15 protein-coding genes are annotated in these 15005 nt (G+C 57.5%); 3 read left to right on the top strand and 12 right to left on the bottom strand.

The window, feature by feature from the left end; translation table 11 throughout:
* Positions 1-8: 8 nt before the first annotated feature.
* The 3 genes from H7849_RS14220 to H7849_RS14210 form a co-directional block, all read right to left on the bottom strand.
* A complete protein-coding gene (locus H7849_RS14220) occupies positions 9-2549 on the bottom strand; it encodes an ABC transporter permease (RefSeq protein ID WP_186740142.1) in 2541 nt (846 codons plus the stop codon).
* A gap of 241 nt (positions 2550-2790) precedes the next feature.
* Positions 2791-3180, bottom strand: a complete 390-nt coding sequence (locus H7849_RS14215) for a cupin domain-containing protein (RefSeq protein WP_222439652.1) — start codon at positions 3178-3180, stop codon at positions 2791-2793.
* 27 nt (positions 3181-3207) lie between these two features.
* A complete protein-coding gene (locus H7849_RS14210) occupies positions 3208-3630 on the bottom strand; it encodes a hypothetical protein (protein WP_251106270.1) in 423 nt (140 codons plus the stop codon).
* Between the two features lie 202 nt (positions 3631-3832).
* Between H7849_RS14210 and H7849_RS14205 the strand changes: the two genes are divergently transcribed.
* On the top strand, positions 3833-6067 hold the full coding sequence (locus tag H7849_RS14205) for a glycoside hydrolase family 3 C-terminal domain-containing protein (RefSeq protein WP_349627427.1): 2235 nt from the start codon (positions 3833-3835) through the stop codon (positions 6065-6067).
* Positions 6068-6142: 75 nt separating this feature from the next.
* Positions 6143-7192: an SGNH/GDSL hydrolase family protein gene (locus tag H7849_RS14200; RefSeq protein WP_222439651.1), complete on the top strand. Its 1050-nt coding sequence runs from the start codon at positions 6143-6145 to the stop codon at positions 7190-7192.
* 51 nt (positions 7193-7243) lie between these two features.
* Here the strand turns inward: H7849_RS14200 and H7849_RS14195 are convergent, their stop codons facing one another.
* The 3 genes from H7849_RS14195 to H7849_RS14185 all read right to left on the bottom strand — a co-directional run bounded on the left by H7849_RS14195 (position 7244) and on the right by H7849_RS14185 (position 10126).
* A complete protein-coding gene (locus H7849_RS14195) occupies positions 7244-7909 on the bottom strand; it encodes a LolA family protein (protein ID WP_251106269.1) in 666 nt (221 codons plus the stop codon).
* A gap of 245 nt (positions 7910-8154) precedes the next feature.
* Positions 8155-8700, bottom strand: coding sequence for a type IV pilin protein (locus H7849_RS14190; protein ID WP_186740138.1), 546 nt, complete (start codon positions 8698-8700; stop codon positions 8155-8157).
* Between the two features lie 151 nt (positions 8701-8851).
* Positions 8852-10126, bottom strand: coding sequence for a M16 family metallopeptidase (locus tag H7849_RS14185; RefSeq protein WP_186740136.1), 1275 nt, complete (start codon positions 10124-10126; stop codon positions 8852-8854).
* Positions 10127-10224: 98 nt separating this feature from the next.
* Between H7849_RS14185 and rlmN the strand changes: the two genes are divergently transcribed.
* Complete coding sequence (rlmN, locus tag H7849_RS14180) at positions 10225-11382, top strand: dual-specificity RNA methyltransferase RlmN (RefSeq protein WP_349627426.1); 1158 nt, start codon at positions 10225-10227, stop codon at positions 11380-11382.
* 79 nt (positions 11383-11461) lie between these two features.
* Here the strand turns inward: rlmN and H7849_RS14175 are convergent, their stop codons facing one another.
* The 6 genes from H7849_RS14175 to H7849_RS26470 form a co-directional block, all read right to left on the bottom strand.
* A complete protein-coding gene (locus H7849_RS14175) occupies positions 11462-11959 on the bottom strand; it encodes a hypothetical protein (protein ID WP_186740134.1) in 498 nt (165 codons plus the stop codon).
* On the bottom strand, positions 11956-13035 hold the full coding sequence (locus H7849_RS14170; protein ID WP_186740133.1) for a gluconeogenesis factor YvcK family protein: 1080 nt from the start codon (positions 13033-13035) through the stop codon (positions 11956-11958). The genes H7849_RS14175 and H7849_RS14170 overlap by 4 nt, the downstream gene beginning before the upstream one ends.
* A gap of 135 nt (positions 13036-13170) precedes the next feature.
* Positions 13171-13797 (bottom strand): hypothetical protein, encoded by a 627-nt coding sequence (locus H7849_RS14165; protein WP_186740131.1) that lies wholly within the window; start codon positions 13795-13797, stop codon positions 13171-13173.
* 82 nt (positions 13798-13879) lie between these two features.
* The gene (locus H7849_RS14160; RefSeq protein ID WP_186740129.1) at positions 13880-14440 is read right to left on the bottom strand and encodes a TPR end-of-group domain-containing protein; all 561 of its coding nucleotides are present in this window, start codon (positions 14438-14440) and stop codon (positions 13880-13882) included.
* 196 nt (positions 14441-14636) lie between these two features.
* Complete coding sequence (locus H7849_RS26475; protein WP_222439650.1) at positions 14637-14792, bottom strand: VOC family protein; 156 nt, start codon at positions 14790-14792, stop codon at positions 14637-14639.
* A gap of 10 nt (positions 14793-14802) precedes the next feature.
* Complete coding sequence (locus H7849_RS26470) at positions 14803-14991, bottom strand: VOC family protein (protein ID WP_222439649.1); 189 nt, start codon at positions 14989-14991, stop codon at positions 14803-14805.
* Positions 14992-15005 lie beyond the last annotated feature (14 nt).

Raw genomic sequence — 15005 nt, 5'->3', positions numbered from 1 at the left:
CATATCGCCTATTCATGCCTTAACGCGGTCTGCGGCTCGATGGAGGCTGCGCGGCGCGCGGGAATGAAACCAGCGATGCTTGCCGCGAACGCGAGTGTCATAATCGAGGCGGCGAGGACAGTGGTATCGACGCTGGTTATGTCATAGAGCTGAGCCTTCACGAAGCGCACGCAGAGCAGTGCTACGGGAATCCCGATAGCCAGTCCCAGCAAGGTCTGAATCACAGCCCCGCGCATTACCATTCCGATCACGCTGCTGCGCTCCGCGCCCAGCGCCATGCGAATCCCAATCTCGGAAGTCCGCCGGACCACGGTATACGCGGTGACGCCGTACAGCCCGATCGTCGCCAGCAGCAGGGCCAGAGCGCCGAAGAGCATCGTCAACCGAGCCAGCAGACGTTCTTCCGTGAAGCGGTCGGCAATCTGCGCATTGAAGGTCTGAAACTTCTGGGCGGTCAAATTGGGATTGATGGCCGCGAGCGTCTGCCGCGCCAGCGTTTCCATGTTGTTCATCGGGTGGTCGGTCTCGAGGACGATTGCGTTGACATACATGTCCTCGTCCTTTTCGATCGGCTCCTTCGTCCCCAGCGGTCTCTGTCCCAGCGGCACAAAATACATCAGGTGATTCTTCCAGCGGACATTCGTGTACGCCGTATCTTCCACCACACCCACAATCTCCCATTCGCTGGTGGAATCTGAGCCGTCCCCAAAATGCTGCCCGATCGGGTTTTCACCCGGTGCAAACAGCTTCCGGACAAATGTCTGGTTCACTACCGCCACCGGCCGCGTGGCCGAAGTATCCTGCACCCGGATTCCGCGCCCCATCACTACGCGCGTTCCCACCGAATCGAAATACTCCGCATTCGCCTTGATGTGCGAGGCCCACGTCCCATCCACAGGAGGCTTGCCCTCGACCGTCACGTCATCGCCGTTGTTGTTGTCCTCCATCGGCGTATACGAGCTGATGCCCACTTTCTTCACGCCCGGAAGCGCATGGAACCGCTCCTCCATCGTTCTATAGAGCGCCTCCACCTGCGTCTGCGCATAACCCGCCGTTTGCGCATTGAAGTGGACGATATAGCGATTCTTCGCATCCAGCTTCATGTCCATGCTCTGGAGTTTGTTCAGGTTTTGCGAAAACAATCCCGCGCCTACCAGCAGCACCAGCGACAACGCCGCCTGTCCCACCACCAGTGCGCGCTGCAGCAGCGAAGCCCCGGAAGCCGTCGCCCGCGAACTGCTGCGCAACACATCGGCTGGTTCAGCCTGCGCTGAAATCCATGCCGGAGCCACGCCAAACAGCACGCCTGTCGCCAGCGACAACCCAAACGCAAACCCCAGCACCTCCAGCGACGGGCTCGCGTTGATCGGAACATTCTGCTCTCCCGGAAACGCCAGCATCAGCAGCATGCGCGTGCCCGCATAGGCCACAAGCAACCCGGCAAGTCCGCCCAACACTGCCAGCACCAGGCTCTCCGTCAGCAATTGCCGGATAATCCTGCTCCGCGCCGCTCCCAGCGCCGTCCGCAGACACATCTCAGCCTTACGCGCCATACCGCGCACCAGGAGCAGATTGGCAATGTTCGCGCACGCAATCAACAGCACTGCCCCTGAGATCCACATCAGCAGATGCAGATGCGAAGCATACTCGTCCTGCATCCACTGGATCCCTCCACCGCCCGGCGTCAGCACAATATGCGCCTTGGCAATCAGTTCGTCATGGTGTGGACCCGAAAACGTCTCGCTCTTCGCAAAAATCTGCCGCAGCAATCCGCTCAGCTTGGCCTGCAGCGCGCCAAGCTGCACTCCCGGTTTCACCCGGCCGACGATATAGAGCCAGTTCTCGTCCGGATCATGCACATACGCGACATTCGCCAGTACCGGCATCGTCTCAATCGGCAGATAAAAGTCCGGCGGCGTGCTCACCAGCCGGTCGCCAAAGTAGCCTGCAGGCGCAATGCCTACAACCGTCACTGGTTTCGTGTTGATGTAGAACGTGCTGCCAACAACCGCAGGATCGCCCGAATAATCGTTCTTCCATTTCTGGTAGCTCATCACCGCAACCATCGGCGCACCCTGCACACCGTCGGTGTCCGTGAACAGCCTGCCCGCCTGCGGATTCAGCCCAAATGTCCGGAAATAGTTGCCGGAAACGAACTCACCCATCACTGACCGCGCCAGCTCTCCATTTCCATTGCGCCGCGCCGTCACAGGCCGGAAAGTAAAGCCCGCCTGGATCGCCGCCAGCTCTTCAAATTCCGGCGCATTCTTCTTCAATTGCTCATATGTATTGGTCGCGAACAGGGAGTATTCACCATTGTCGCTTGTCCCACCTGCCACGCAGCAATCGTCATGATTGCCCAGACGCACCAGCGTCTTGGGATCAGCCACCGGCAGATTCTTCATCAGGACCGCGTTCACCAGCGTAAAAATCGCGGAATTTGCCCCAATGCCCAGCGCCAGCGTCAGCACCGCGGTAATCGTGAATCCCGGTGTCTTGCGCAGCTGCCGCAGCGCATAGCGCACATCCTGAATCAAATTCGTATTCATCGCGACTCCGTTCCAGTGAGCGATCAGCTGCTTGCTTATCGCGGCTGCATTTCCGTCCGCGGGGGCAGGCACCTTTGCGTGCTGTTAGCAGAAGCAGGTAACCGACCAATTCGCGCATCCACTCAACTCAGTGTTTTCTGAGAGATACGAATTCAGAGTCAATCGTGTTGTGTTCATTCGTTCATTTCAATGTCCGCAAGCGGACATCCTGGAGGCGGTCATTCGGAACTCTGAACGTGGACTACGATTGGATGTGAGGGCCGAGGAATTCGACGTCCCATGCGTCCCCGAAGGCGTTTAGTGTAGGCATGTCCGGCTTGCCTTTTGCGAAGACATCATTGAGGTCGGAGAAGAATTTTTCTGCATTCATGCCGGGGAGCACCACGACCAGCTGGCTCGATGGCTTGTCGGAAATGTTGATGAAGCCGTGCCCGTCGCCACCGGGAATGCTGACTATCTCTTCCGCTTCGGCCTTGAGGCGGTTGCCGTTTACTTCATACAGATATCGCCCTTCGAGGATGCGGAATATCTCTGTTTCGCGATGGCGCTGGAGCGGCGGTTCGAATCCTGGTGCGTTGACGGTTTCGAGAATGGTTAGTGCCTGGCCTGCAGCTTCGGGCGGCAGACGCACGGCAAGCTCGAGGCATAGCTGGAATCTTCAGTGGCGGCTGCTTGTCATCGGCGGAACGGAAGAATTGAAAGGGCATGCAGGGCTCCTGTGATTCCAGCATTCTTCGGCAAAGGTCTTAGCGGTCGGCCTCTTCAAATGCGAATCTTCCGAGATGGAAGGGCGTGAGACCTGCGGTTTGGTGTCCATTTGATTTACCGGATAGGTATCAGGTGTGTTGGTGGGAAAGCCCCAGACCTTTCCATTCCTCATGTCGACGACGACTCTGCCATAGAGCTGCTTGGTGCCGTCGGGCGCGCGCAACATCTGCGTGCCCGGCTCGAAGTAGAACGGGTAGGCAGATGACGATTGCGCGTTGACGGGATGCGGCGCGATGTAAGGCCTGACGGCAATGGCTACGAGCGCGATTGCGATGATCAGCAGCAGGAGATTGGTGCAAGTGTTTCTTCGCATTTGGTTTTGATGCCTCCGGGATTCACAGGGAGATTGTAAATACGCGGTGGCCGCGTGCCCAGACAATCGGTTGACTTCAATGGATCAGCGTGACTGGGAGCAAAAATTACTTAGTAAAACGTTTAAGTTTGACGATCGTTTTCTCGCCATTTTAGTATGGCTTCGCGATCGGAAATCTGAAGGGGAAGCGATGCAGATTTGTGTGTTTCGAAGGTGCCTGCCGCTGGTGGCCGGGCTGATGGGGATTCTGATGGCGGCGGCTCCGGTGTCGGCGCAGCAAGGGGGCGATGGACGGACTGTGAGTGACCGTCCCTGGATGGACAAGAGCCTGTCGCCGGATGAGCGGGCAGACCTGGTGCTGAAGCAGATGACGCTCGATGAGAAGATCAGCCTGCTGCACGGTACCGGAATGGCGCATGCCGAGCAGTGGCAGACGCCGCTTACGTATCTTTCAAATGGCGGCGCAGGGATGACGGTTGGCGTGCCGCGACTTGGGATTCCGAACATTTATATGTCGGACGCTGCGTACGGCGTGCGCAGCAGCGGCGAGAACGGGCGCTACTCGACCGCGCTGCCTTCGAATGTGGGGGCAGCTTCGAGCTGGAATCCTGAAGCCACTTGCGATTATGGCGCGGTGATTGGCAGCGAGCTGCGGGCGCAGGGCTACAATATGACGCTCGGCGGTGGCGTGAACGTGACACGCGAGCCGCGCAATGGGCGGACGTTTGAGTACATGGGCGAAGATCCGCTGCTCGCCGGGACGCTCGTCGGAAATCTGATGAAGTGCGAGCAGGCACAGCATGTGATCGGCGACATCAAGCACTATGCGGTGAACGACCAGGAGACCGGCCGCAATATTGTGAATGCTGTGATCTCGAAGAAAGCGATGCAGGAGACTGATCTGCTCGCATTTCACATCGGGATCAATATCGGCAATCCGGCCGCAGTGATGTGCTCGTATAACCGCATCAATGGCGACTATGCCTGCGAGAACAAATACACGCTGACGGATGTTCTGAAGGGCGAGTGGGGCTTCAAGGGGTTGGTGCTTTCGGACTGGGGTGGTACGCACAGCACAGAGAAGGCTTCGGCGGCAGGGCTGGATAACGAAGAGCCGATGGGCGACTACTTCGGGCCAAAGCTTAAGGAGGCTGTCGATGCCGGCCGTGTGCCGATGTCGCAGATCGATGACCATGCGCATCGCGTATTGCGCTCGATGTTTCTCTCGGGGATTGTGGACTACCCGATCGAGAAGAGCGTGGTGGATGTTGAGCACGGACTTGAGATTGCGCAACACGTTGAAGAGCAAAGCATTGTTCTGCTGAAGAATGACAAGGGGATTCTCCCGCTCAATGCTTCGAAGATGAAGTCAATTGCGATTATCGGCGGGCATGCGGATGTGGGTATGATTTCGGGCGGTGGCTCGGCGCAGGTGGATCCGCCGGGCGGCAATGCAATCATGCCTCCGGGACAGGGCGCGACGCACTGGCAGGATCACATCTGGTTTCCGACGTCGCCGCTGAAAGCACTGACGGCGAGGCTGCCGAGTGTGAAGCTTGAGTTCAATGCCGGCAAGGATCTTTCATCGGCGGCTGCGCTGGCGAAGAGTTCGGATGTGGCGATTGTGTTTGCGTACCAGTGGACATCGGAGGGCATGGATCTTCCCAGCTTGTCACTGCCGGACAATCAGAATGCGCTGATCGATGCGGTAGCGAAAGCGAATTCGCGAACGATTGTGGTGCTGGAGACGGGAACGGCGGTGACGATGCCATGGCTGGGTGACGTCGCGGGTGTGGTCGAGGCGTGGTATGCGGGCAGTCGCGGTCACATTGCGCTGGCGAACGTTCTGACGGGCGAGGTGAATGCTACGGGCAAGCTTGCGATGACCTTCCCGAAGAGCGAGCAGGATCTGCCGCATCCGATGATTCCTCCGTTGACGCCGGAGGATGAGGGGCAGGGAACGGGCGCGGTGAACGGGCAGGATCATGTCGGGTCGAAATACTCGGTGAGCTACGACGAGGGCGTGAAGGTTGGCTACAAGTGGTATGAAGCCGAGCACAAGCAGCCGCTCTTTCCGTTCGGCTTTGGCCTGTCATATACCAGCTATTCTTATTCCGACTTGAAGACTGACAGCGGACAGAAGACGGTGAGCTTTAAGGTGAAGAACAGCGGCAAGCGTGCAGGCACGGAGATTGCCGAGGTTTATGCCGAGCTTCCGGATAAGGCGGACGAACCGTTCAAAAGGTTGGTGGGCTGGCAGCGTGTGGAACTTGGGCCGGCTGAGTCGAAGACGGTTTCGGTGACGATTGATCCGCAGATGCTTTCAATTTTCGACGAGGCGTCGAATGGATGGCAGCTGTTGAAGGGCAAGTATCGGATTACGGCTGGGGCGTCTTCGGAGGATACTCCGCTGAAGGGGACGATTGAGGTGAAGTAAGAATTCTGCCATTAATCTATTGGCCCGTCTGCTTACAGGCGGGCTTTTTTCTTTGCTCCTGATTAGCATGGGAGGGTGAGACATTCTTCATTTCGACGCCACTGGGCTATTCTTTGGCTCCTTCTGACTTCATGTGTGGCGCATGCGGCACAGCCCTTGCTGGCAAACAAGCGTGTGTTGTGGCTGGGCGACAGCATTACGCAGGCGGGCGATTACGTCACATTCGTCGAATACTTCCTCGAGAGACTGTATCCGGCTGACAGGTTTGATGTGATCAGCATCGGATTGGCGAGCGAGACGGCTTCGTGCCTTTCGGAGAAGACGCATCCCTTTCCGCGGCCCTGTGTTCAGGAGCGGTTGCAGCGCGCGCTTGCCCTGGTGAAGCCGCAGATTGTGGTTGCATGCTATGGGATGAACGACGGCATCTATCATCCACAAAGCGCAGAACGCATGCATGCTTTTGAGCAGGGGATTGAGAAGCTGACGTCGGCGGTGCATGCGGCGGGGGCGGAGATGATCCTGCTGACTCCTCCGCCATTTGACGCTTTGCAGGTGAAGGCGAAGGTTGTTCCGCAGAGCGCGCCTGATTTCGGTTTCATGGCGCCGTATGCGGGCTACGATGATGTGCTCGCAGATTACGCGCGCTGGGAGATGCAGTTGCCGAAGAGCGAGGCCACGGTAATCGATTTGCATACGCCGATGGATGCTTATCTGGCAGAGCAGCGTAAGATGGAGCCCGATTTTTCGTTTGCAAAGAAGGATGGGATTCATCCCGACGCGGCCGGACATTTGTTGATGGCGCAGATCGTGTTGCGCGGGTTAGGCATTCCGGCGGCAACGGGAGATTTACAGGCTGAGTTGAAGATTGTGGAGGCTGATCCGCTGTATTTGCTGATCAAAGAACAGCGGGAGGCGCGTTCTGACGGATGGCTGAAGTATGTAGGGTACACACGAGGCAAGACGGTGAAAGCGGACTCGGTGACAGAGGTTGAGGAGAGGAATGCGGCTTTACAGGCGAAGATTGATGCTCTACGCAAGCAGACGAGCAGTAAAGGTTTGCTGGACGCATCGTGCTATCCCACCCTATCGCTGCGCGATAGGATGGGGCACCCAGGTTCGTGCTGAGCGATCGAAAAGGAGATCCTTTGCTGCGCTCAGGATGACAACTCGGTTAGCTTAGACCGGGGGCATGCCTTCGATGATGTGTGTGCCGGCTGGCGCATGGAAGACGAAGTCGGCGTCGGTGGCGGGGGCGTTGGGTTGCTCGTCGCTGAAGGTGAAGAGGTTGATGGCGCCGTCCGTTTCTTCGATGCGCATGGACTGGATGACTCCCGCTGCGGATGCGGTGAGGGTGAACGATGCGATGCGCTGCTCCATGTTTTTCGGGATGCCGGAGAGCGTGAATGCGCCGTTTTCTGCCGGATTGATCTGCAGGTTGGTCAGCTCTTTGGCGAGTTGCGTGTGCCCGAGCAGGAAGCGCAGAGGCGAGCGCAGATCGTCAAGCTTCTTTGCCGTGACGCGAGGGATTTCCATGTCGCCGGGTGAGTAGAAATAGGCGTTGTCGCCGTCGAGAACGAAGAGTTTGCCTGCGGGCTGGTTGTATGTCCAGCGCATCTTGCCCGGTTTCTTCAAGAGCAGCGTGCCGCTTTCCTGGCGGTGCATGCCCATGCCGTCGTATTTTTGCGTGAAGTGGACGGAGAGCGAGTGGAGGGCGTTGTAGTGCCTGTCAATGCGCTCGGCTTGTGACTGGGCTGTGGGCGTTTGTGCGTGGAGCTGTGCGGCTGAGATCGTCAGGATGAGGATCAGGATTGGCTTGATTCTGGCATCGCTGAGATTCTTCACTACGCCTTTGGCTCCGTTCAGAATGGCGGTGTTATTAGGGAGGTTTCGTGCTTTCCCACCCTGTCGCAAATTGCGCGACAGGATGGGTAACCCATTTTCTTGCTGACCGATGCGAGAAGCAGATCCGTCGACTGTGCGCCTTCGGCACTCCGCTCAGGATGACAGAATAAAAATGAGAACATAGTTTGGGGAATGACAATGTTCCTTGCCATCCCCGCTGACTTGCTTGCGAAGCGCTGACCTGTTTATTGCAGGGGTACGGTGCAGTTCGTTCCACCGGCTGGGTCGGCTTTGATTTCGCCGGTCATGTCGATGCAAAAGCCACGGTGGCCGGTCTTACCGACGGCCTGCGGTACGGCTGTTGCTTCATAGCTGGTGTACATGTCCTGATTGTTGACCGTCGTCTTGCTGCAATTGACGATGTTGAAGAGGTAGCCAGCTTTTGAACCCGTAGAGAGGTCATGCTGCAGCAGCTGAGAACTCGTGGGGCTCGGCGGTCCAGAGGCCGAATCGCCGCCGAGTGCCTGCAGCGAGCAGGCGAATCCGTTGGCGGGGTAATTCGTCTGAAATTGGATCTGCGATTGATAAATGGCGCGGAGAGACTGGATGGCAGAGGTTTCATTCGCCTGACTGCGCAGGTTCAACATGTTGGGAATGGCGATGAGCATGAGGATGAGCATGATGGAGATGACGATGAGCAGCTCCATCAGGGTGAATCCAGCTTCGCTCACAGAGTGACTGGCGTGGCGCTTGCGGCGATCAGAATGTACTTGAGTCAGAAAATGAATCATGGGTCTGTGTTTCTCCCCGTGGCTGCGAACATGGCAACCACCGAGAAAAATCCTAAATGAGTAAGACGCAGGACGCCAGCGAAGTGCTCATGAAAGAACAGGAATCAAGCAATAGAGACCTGATTCCATCCTGCGTTCTAAGCCTTTTGTCTTAGCACTCGAGTTGATTGCGCGTGAGCTTGACTCCGTCGAGGCGTCCGAGGAGCGTGACTGCGACCAGCTCCGGGCGGAAGAGATGGTTGGCCATCGCCATTACCTGGTCTTCCGTGATGGCTTCGACCTTGTCGAGGATCTCCTGCATGCCGAAGAAGTAGTTGAAGTGCATCTGCTGGCGCGCGAGGTTCGACATGCGCGACATGGAGCTTTCAAGCGAGAGCAGCAAGTTCCCTTTTAACTGGTCTTTGGCGCGACGCAGTTCGTCGGCCGGGAGTGGCTCGCTCTTCAGGCGGCGAAACTGCTCCATGACGAGCTGCACAACCTGGATCGCCCGGTCGGATGAGGTTCCGGCGTAGACGCAGAGTGAGCCGGTGTCGCTGTATGGGTTCAGATCGCTGTAAATCGAGTACGCGAGGCCGCGCTCTTCGCGGACAGTCTGGAAAAGGCGCGAGCTCATGCCGCCACCGAGGATCGTGTTCAGAACGAGGGTGACGTAGCGGGATTCGTCAGCAATGGCCGGGGCGGGTACACCGAGACAAAGCTGCACCTGCTCAAGCGCCTTCTTGTTCTTGAGGATGATGCGGGCTGCGGTCTTGGGTGGAACTGTGACGGTAAGCGATTCTCCTGCAGGGAGCGATTCAAAGCGGCGCGTGACCTGCTCGACAAATACGTCGTGTTCGATGTTTCCGGCGGCCGAGAAGATCATGTTGCTTCCGTGGAATTGCTGCCCGTAGAAACTACAAAGCGTATCGCGTTCGAAGCGTCTTACGGTTTCCTTGGTTCCGAGGATCGGCTTGCCCAGCGGGTGGTCTTTCCAAAAGGCCTGGGTGAAGATTTCGTGTACCAGATAGTCAGGGTTGTCCTCGTCCATCTTGATCTCTTCGAGGATGACGCCGCGCTCGCGGGTGATTTCATCGCTGGCGAAGGTCGGATTGAGGACGAGATCGGAGAGAACGTCGAGGGCGACGGGTACATGCTCGTCGAGCACCTTGATATTGAAGCAGACTGTTTCTTTTCCGGTGAAAGCGTCCAGATTACCGCCAATTGCATCCACCTCGCGCGCGATGTGCTGCGCCGACCGTGACTTGGTTCCTTTAAAGACCATGTGCTCGACGAAGTGGGAGATGCCATTTACTTCGGCCAGCTCATGGCGCGAGCCGGCACGAATCCAGACTCCCATGGCAACGGAGCGGATGTGGTCCATTTTTTCGGTCAGAATCGTGAGCCCGTTCGGCAGGACGGTGCGGCGTATATTGCGTTCGTTATCCATTGCTAAATTCCTGAGTCTTCAAATGCCCTGGGGCGTGTTCTGGGCCGCTCTTAGGGGTGGGGAAGAATGCGCTATGCTTGTCTCTACGAGCTTTGGTTATGATGCCACCGGGCAGGAAAGAACCTATATCCATTTTAGACTCTCCGGAGGCTGCCGGGGCTCACAGTCTTTTTGGCCTTAATCTTCAACAACTTACGGACCTGTTGGCGCAATTTGGCACACCTGCGTATCGGGCAAGGCAGCTTTCCGAGGCGCTTTACCGGCAATGGGACGAGGATCTGGCCGAGATATCGACGCTGCCTAAGAATCTGCGCGAGGCCATGGTTGAGCATGGATACAAAGTGGGCTTACCCCGGATTGTTGAGTCATTCGTTTCGATCGATGGAACTGAGCGCTATCTGATTGCCGGGAACGATGGCCAGACGGTTGAGACAGTCTGGATGCCAGATGGCGATGGCGGCGAGGCTGGCGACGGCACCGAGGCTGGGACCGATTTGCGGCGAGCGACGATCTGTGTTTCGAGCCAGATTGGCTGCGCGGTGAACTGCCAGTTCTGCCTGACGGCGAAGCTTGGAATTATTCGCAATCTGACTGCGGGAGAAATTGCCGGGCAGGTTGTGTCGGTCCTGAAGCGCCACAAGGTCGAGATTGGGAAGAACAGAATCAACCTTGTTTTCATGGGGATGGGAGAGCCATTCCTGAACTATGACGAGTTCATGGCGGCGGTGCGGTTGCTGGTACGGGAAGTCGGAATTCCCGAGTCGCGGATGACAGTGTCGACTTCGGGGATTATGCCGGGAATTCTGCGCTTTGCCCAGGAGGCCATCAGGCCGAAGCTTGCGATTTCATTGAATGCTCCGAACGACAAGGCGCGCACAGAGATCATGCCCATTACAAAGAAATGGGATATCGGGCATTTGATTCAGGCGGTGCGTCAGGTGCCGCTGCGTCCGAAAGAGAAGGTCACGTTTGAGTATGTGCTGCTGGGCGGGTTGAATGATCGCGAGCGTGATGCGGATGAAGTGGGACAGGTGCTGCGAAGGGCGAATCTGCCACTGAAGGTAAACTTGATTGTCTGGAATCCGGGACCGGGGATGCCTTACAGCATGTCTGATCCGCATACCGTGCATATGTTCCAGTATCGGATTAAGTTCAACAACATTCCTGCGTATGTGCGGCGACCTCGCGGGCGGGATATTTTTGCGGCTTGCGGTCAGTTGAAGCGAACTACGGAAAATTTGGTTCAGTTGGGTTGATTTGGCGTATGTCGTCTGAGCCAAAGAGAAAAGCAGGTCCTTCGCTCCGCTCAGGATGACAGCTTTTGAATGCGATGAGCTACTTCGTCCCTTTGTCGGTGCGGACTTCGTCGCCGGTTCGCTGTACTTCCCAGTGAACCTTGTCGGTGGATTGCGCCTGCTCGAAGTGGATGTGGCTGTCGTCGCTGAAGTCGTTGGTGGTGCGATACCAGGTGGTCTTGCCGTCAGCTTCGCTCTTGCCCAGATACGTCCAGTGATTGTCTTTGATCTCCAAGTCACCCGGTCCGATGGCGGCGCCGTCCTTGGTGATTGGATTGGTGCGATAGTGGCCTTCGGCGTCGATGGGGACGAAGACGACGAGGGCCCCGGGATTGCCGTTGACGTTTTGCTCGCAGGCAAAGAAGAGTCCTGTGCGAGAGCAGTGGTTGATCAGCGTGTCGGTTGGTTTGCCGGGAATGCTGACTTTCCACGTGCCGTTGTAATTCCAGAGCGGGGCGTAGACGGAGTCGGGAAACCCTTGCGCGGCGGCTGTGATTGCTACCATCGAGAGGCACGCAGTCACGAGGGCGGTCCTCATCCGGCGTTCGGTCTCCGGCCGTTCTGCGGATAGAGCGCCAGATCGAGTACGCGTGCGGCGACGCGGTCGGCCGCATGGCGCAGCACGTCGCCTTCGTCGGCGAAATTTCCGGTGATGCAGCGAATTCCCATGGCCTCGACGCCATCGATGTCGGGCTGGATCGGTTCGGCTCCTTCGGCGGCGTATCGGGCGATCATCTCGTCGGAGATGGTTCCGGTATTGATGACCGCATAGTCGAAGATCGGACCGCCGGCATGATCGTAGATGCGCTCGATGTGCTCGGAGGCGGTGAGGTGCAGGCTCTCGTTGGCCTGGGTCATCAGGTTGCAGACATACACGCGCAGACCCTGCGCGTGGGCCAGAGCTTCAGGGACGCCTTTGACCAGAAGATTCGTGACGAGGCTGGTGTAGAGCGATCCGGGGCCGATGGTGACAAGGTCGGCGCGCTCGATGGCTTCGAGGGTCTCGGGCATGGGCTCTGCGTCGGGCGGCTCCATGGTGAGTTCGACGATCTGTTTTTTGCTGGCGGTGATGTTGGTTTCACCGCGCACCGTCTCGCCATCATCCATGAGCGCGGCGAGGCTGACGTCGGCGGTGGTGGCGGGATAGATATGCCCTCGTGTGGCCAGAATCTCGGCGGCCAGGCGGATGGCCTGGGCAGCGTCGCCGGTCATCTCCGAGAGCGCGGCGACGAAGAGATTGCCGAAGCTATGCCCTTCGAGCCCGGCGCCGGAGCGGAAGCGATGGCGGAAAAGACGCGAGATAAGGTGCTCGTCTTCCGAGAGTGCGACCATGCAGTTGCGCAGGTCCCCCGGCGGGAGCATGTTGAAGTCTTTGCGCAGACGACCGCTGGAGCCACCGTCGTCGGTGACGGTGACAACGGCTGCCAGATGACTGATCAGGCAGGGGTAATCATCGTATTCAGGCTGCGTAGCACCTGGGGATGGAACGTAGCGTTTGAATCCGCGAAGCAGGGTCGAAAGGCCGGTGCCTCCGCCCATGGCGACGACTCGCAGGTTCACTTTCTCTGCATTGGGCGGCGATGAATGTGAGGGTGCGAGGGTCGCTTGTTTCATAACGATGATGCGTTCAGTGTATCTTCTTTGAGCTTACGATCCGGTAAATTGGAAGCCTGAAGTGGAAAACTCTTTGCGCGGCAAAAAGTTACGGTGTTCCCAATAAACGAGAGTGTATCGCGAAATGAAGCGAGCTCATGGCTCCTGTCCAGGTGGATGAAAATGAAGTTGCATATCGTCGGGGATCATCTCCTTCGTGCCTAAAACCAAGCGCGTCCCGGAGAGCAGGCTGACGGTCTGCTTGTCGGAACGCAGCAGATCGGCAAACTCGGGCCCAGCCGCGATTTCAAGTTTCATATTGTTCTCTCCGAGGACTGCGCCGACGCGAATCGATGACGTCTCGTCGCCTGAGGCTATATTGTCATCGTGCGCCATTGGAACTGATGTCATTCCCCCTTTTCCAGTCGGCAGCACCGAGTGTAAGGGAACTGACTGGAGATCAGGCGCCATGATCTCCAGAACGTGAAGAGCGAACCCAGAGCGCGAATGGCTGCCCTGGCAATCGACACCTTCAATGAGGAGCCCTAAAGTTGATTCTGGAGAAGATTTTGTATGCCGGGTTGCTGCAACGACCTTGCCGTAAATCCTTCCGCCTTGAGGTATTGTGCAGCCCGCGATGCTCCAGCCTGAAAGCGTCTCAGCTTGAAACTCTTCGCCGATCTTAGTGTGTCCTGCGTCGACTCCAGTTCGCAGCTTGGCTTCGAGATAGCCAGAGGCGGGATGCTCAGGGTCCTGCGCCAGAATTGGCGGGAGCGATAACACACAAAATACTCCCGCGACAAGCATGGATCGAAGCGTGTACCAACCGGGAGCTTTCAAAGCGGCTCTTTTTGAGCGGTAACCACTACGATGTTTCCGGATACAGCAGTTCGGTAAAGCGCGGGTCGTCTGCCATGTCCTGGAAGTCGGAGTCGCTGCGCGCCTGGATCCGGTTCTGCGGGTTGAGTTCGATGGCGGCGATCAGGTGTTCGAGGCACTCTTCGGCCTGTCCCGTCATGCTGTCGAGAACGGCCAGCCCGTAGTGGGCGAAGTCGGCCTTCGCGTCTTTTTTGAGAATGCCTTCGAGTTGATCGCGGGCATCTTCATAGTCGCCGGTGTTGAGCAGCGATATGGCGTAATCGTACTGCTCGCCGAGGGTGGAGAATGCCAGCTCCGAGCGCTTGGCATTTCGCTCACAGGCAGCGAGGTAGACCTTGGACCGTTCGAGCAGCTCAGGCGGAGCGTGAGGAATGAGCTTCTCAAATGCGGCGCGGGCCTTTTCAAACTTACCCTCCTGCATGAGTTGCACAGCGCTCTGGTAATGCTGAAGAGCCTGCTCATGGGCCTTGTCGACGATCGGGCGCGTTTTTTCAGTTGCTGCGCGAGCGGTACGGCGAGTGCCAGGAGCCTGAGTTGTATCTTGCATAAATGCGACTTTTCCTTGATTTTCTCGAGACATACAGCGCAACTGGCGCCTGGAATGCAAATATCCCGCTGAACTCGTTTTTATACGCAGAACGGTGGTGCGAGTCAACTGGGGAACAGTAAGCCGGCGGGAACTGCGGTTAAGAAGCGGCCAGAGTGCATTTCGATGCCCGCAAGCCAGTTGTTCCTCGGGTGGCTTATTTGTCCGACCAGATTGCCAGTTCGTTGCCTGCCGGATCGGCGAGGTGAAAGCGTCGGCCGCCGGGAAAAGAGAAAGTATCTTTTGTGATTGTACCTCCCGCCTGTCGCACTTTTTCCTGCACTGCTTCGAGGTTCTTGGAGTAGAGAATCACCAACGCTCCCTTAGCCGGCCTGGACTCGCCGCAGGCGAAGCCGCCAATCGACACGGCCATCGCTGAAGGAGACATATTCATCGCCCCAGTCCTGGAACTTCCAGTCGAAGACTTCACCATAGAACTTTTTGATCGCGGGCAGGTCGGGGGCTGTGAATTCGATGTAGTCGATGGCTCGGTCAATGTGCTCGTGCTGCATGATCCTCCTTTGGC

Origin of the sequence: Alloacidobacterium dinghuense (assembly GCF_014274465.1) — a bacterium.
GTDB lineage: Bacteria > Acidobacteriota > Terriglobia > Terriglobales > Acidobacteriaceae > Alloacidobacterium > Alloacidobacterium dinghuense.
Note: the sequence above shows the minus strand (reverse complement) of the source record. Positions and strands in the feature narration are given on the sequence as shown.

Excerpts from the sequence above, each read along its gene's own strand:
- H7849_RS14220 (WP_186740142.1), bottom strand. The coding sequence starts at position 2,549 with ATGAATACGAATTTGATTCAGGATGTGCGCTATGCGCTGCGGCAGCTG.
- H7849_RS14210 (WP_251106270.1), bottom strand. The coding sequence starts at position 3,630 with ATGCGAAGAAACACTTGCACCAATCTCCTGCTGCTGATCATCGCAATC.
- H7849_RS14190 (WP_186740138.1), bottom strand. The coding sequence starts at position 8,700 with ATGATTCATTTTCTGACTCAAGTACATTCTGATCGCCGCAAGCGCCAC.
- H7849_RS14185 (WP_186740136.1), bottom strand. The coding sequence starts at position 10,126 with ATGGATAACGAACGCAATATACGCCGCACCGTCCTGCCGAACGGGCTC.
- rlmN (WP_349627426.1), top strand. The coding sequence starts at position 10,225 with ATGATGCCACCGGGCAGGAAAGAACCTATATCCATTTTAGACTCTCCG.
- H7849_RS14175 (WP_186740134.1), bottom strand. The coding sequence starts at position 11,959 with ATGAGGACCGCCCTCGTGACTGCGTGCCTCTCGATGGTAGCAATCACA.
- H7849_RS14170 (WP_186740133.1), bottom strand. The coding sequence starts at position 13,035 with ATGAAACAAGCGACCCTCGCACCCTCACATTCATCGCCGCCCAATGCA.
- H7849_RS14160 (WP_186740129.1), bottom strand. The coding sequence starts at position 14,440 with ATGCAAGATACAACTCAGGCTCCTGGCACTCGCCGTACCGCTCGCGCA.
- H7849_RS26470 (WP_222439649.1), bottom strand. The coding sequence starts at position 14,991 with ATGCAGCACGAGCACATTGACCGAGCCATCGACTACATCGAATTCACA.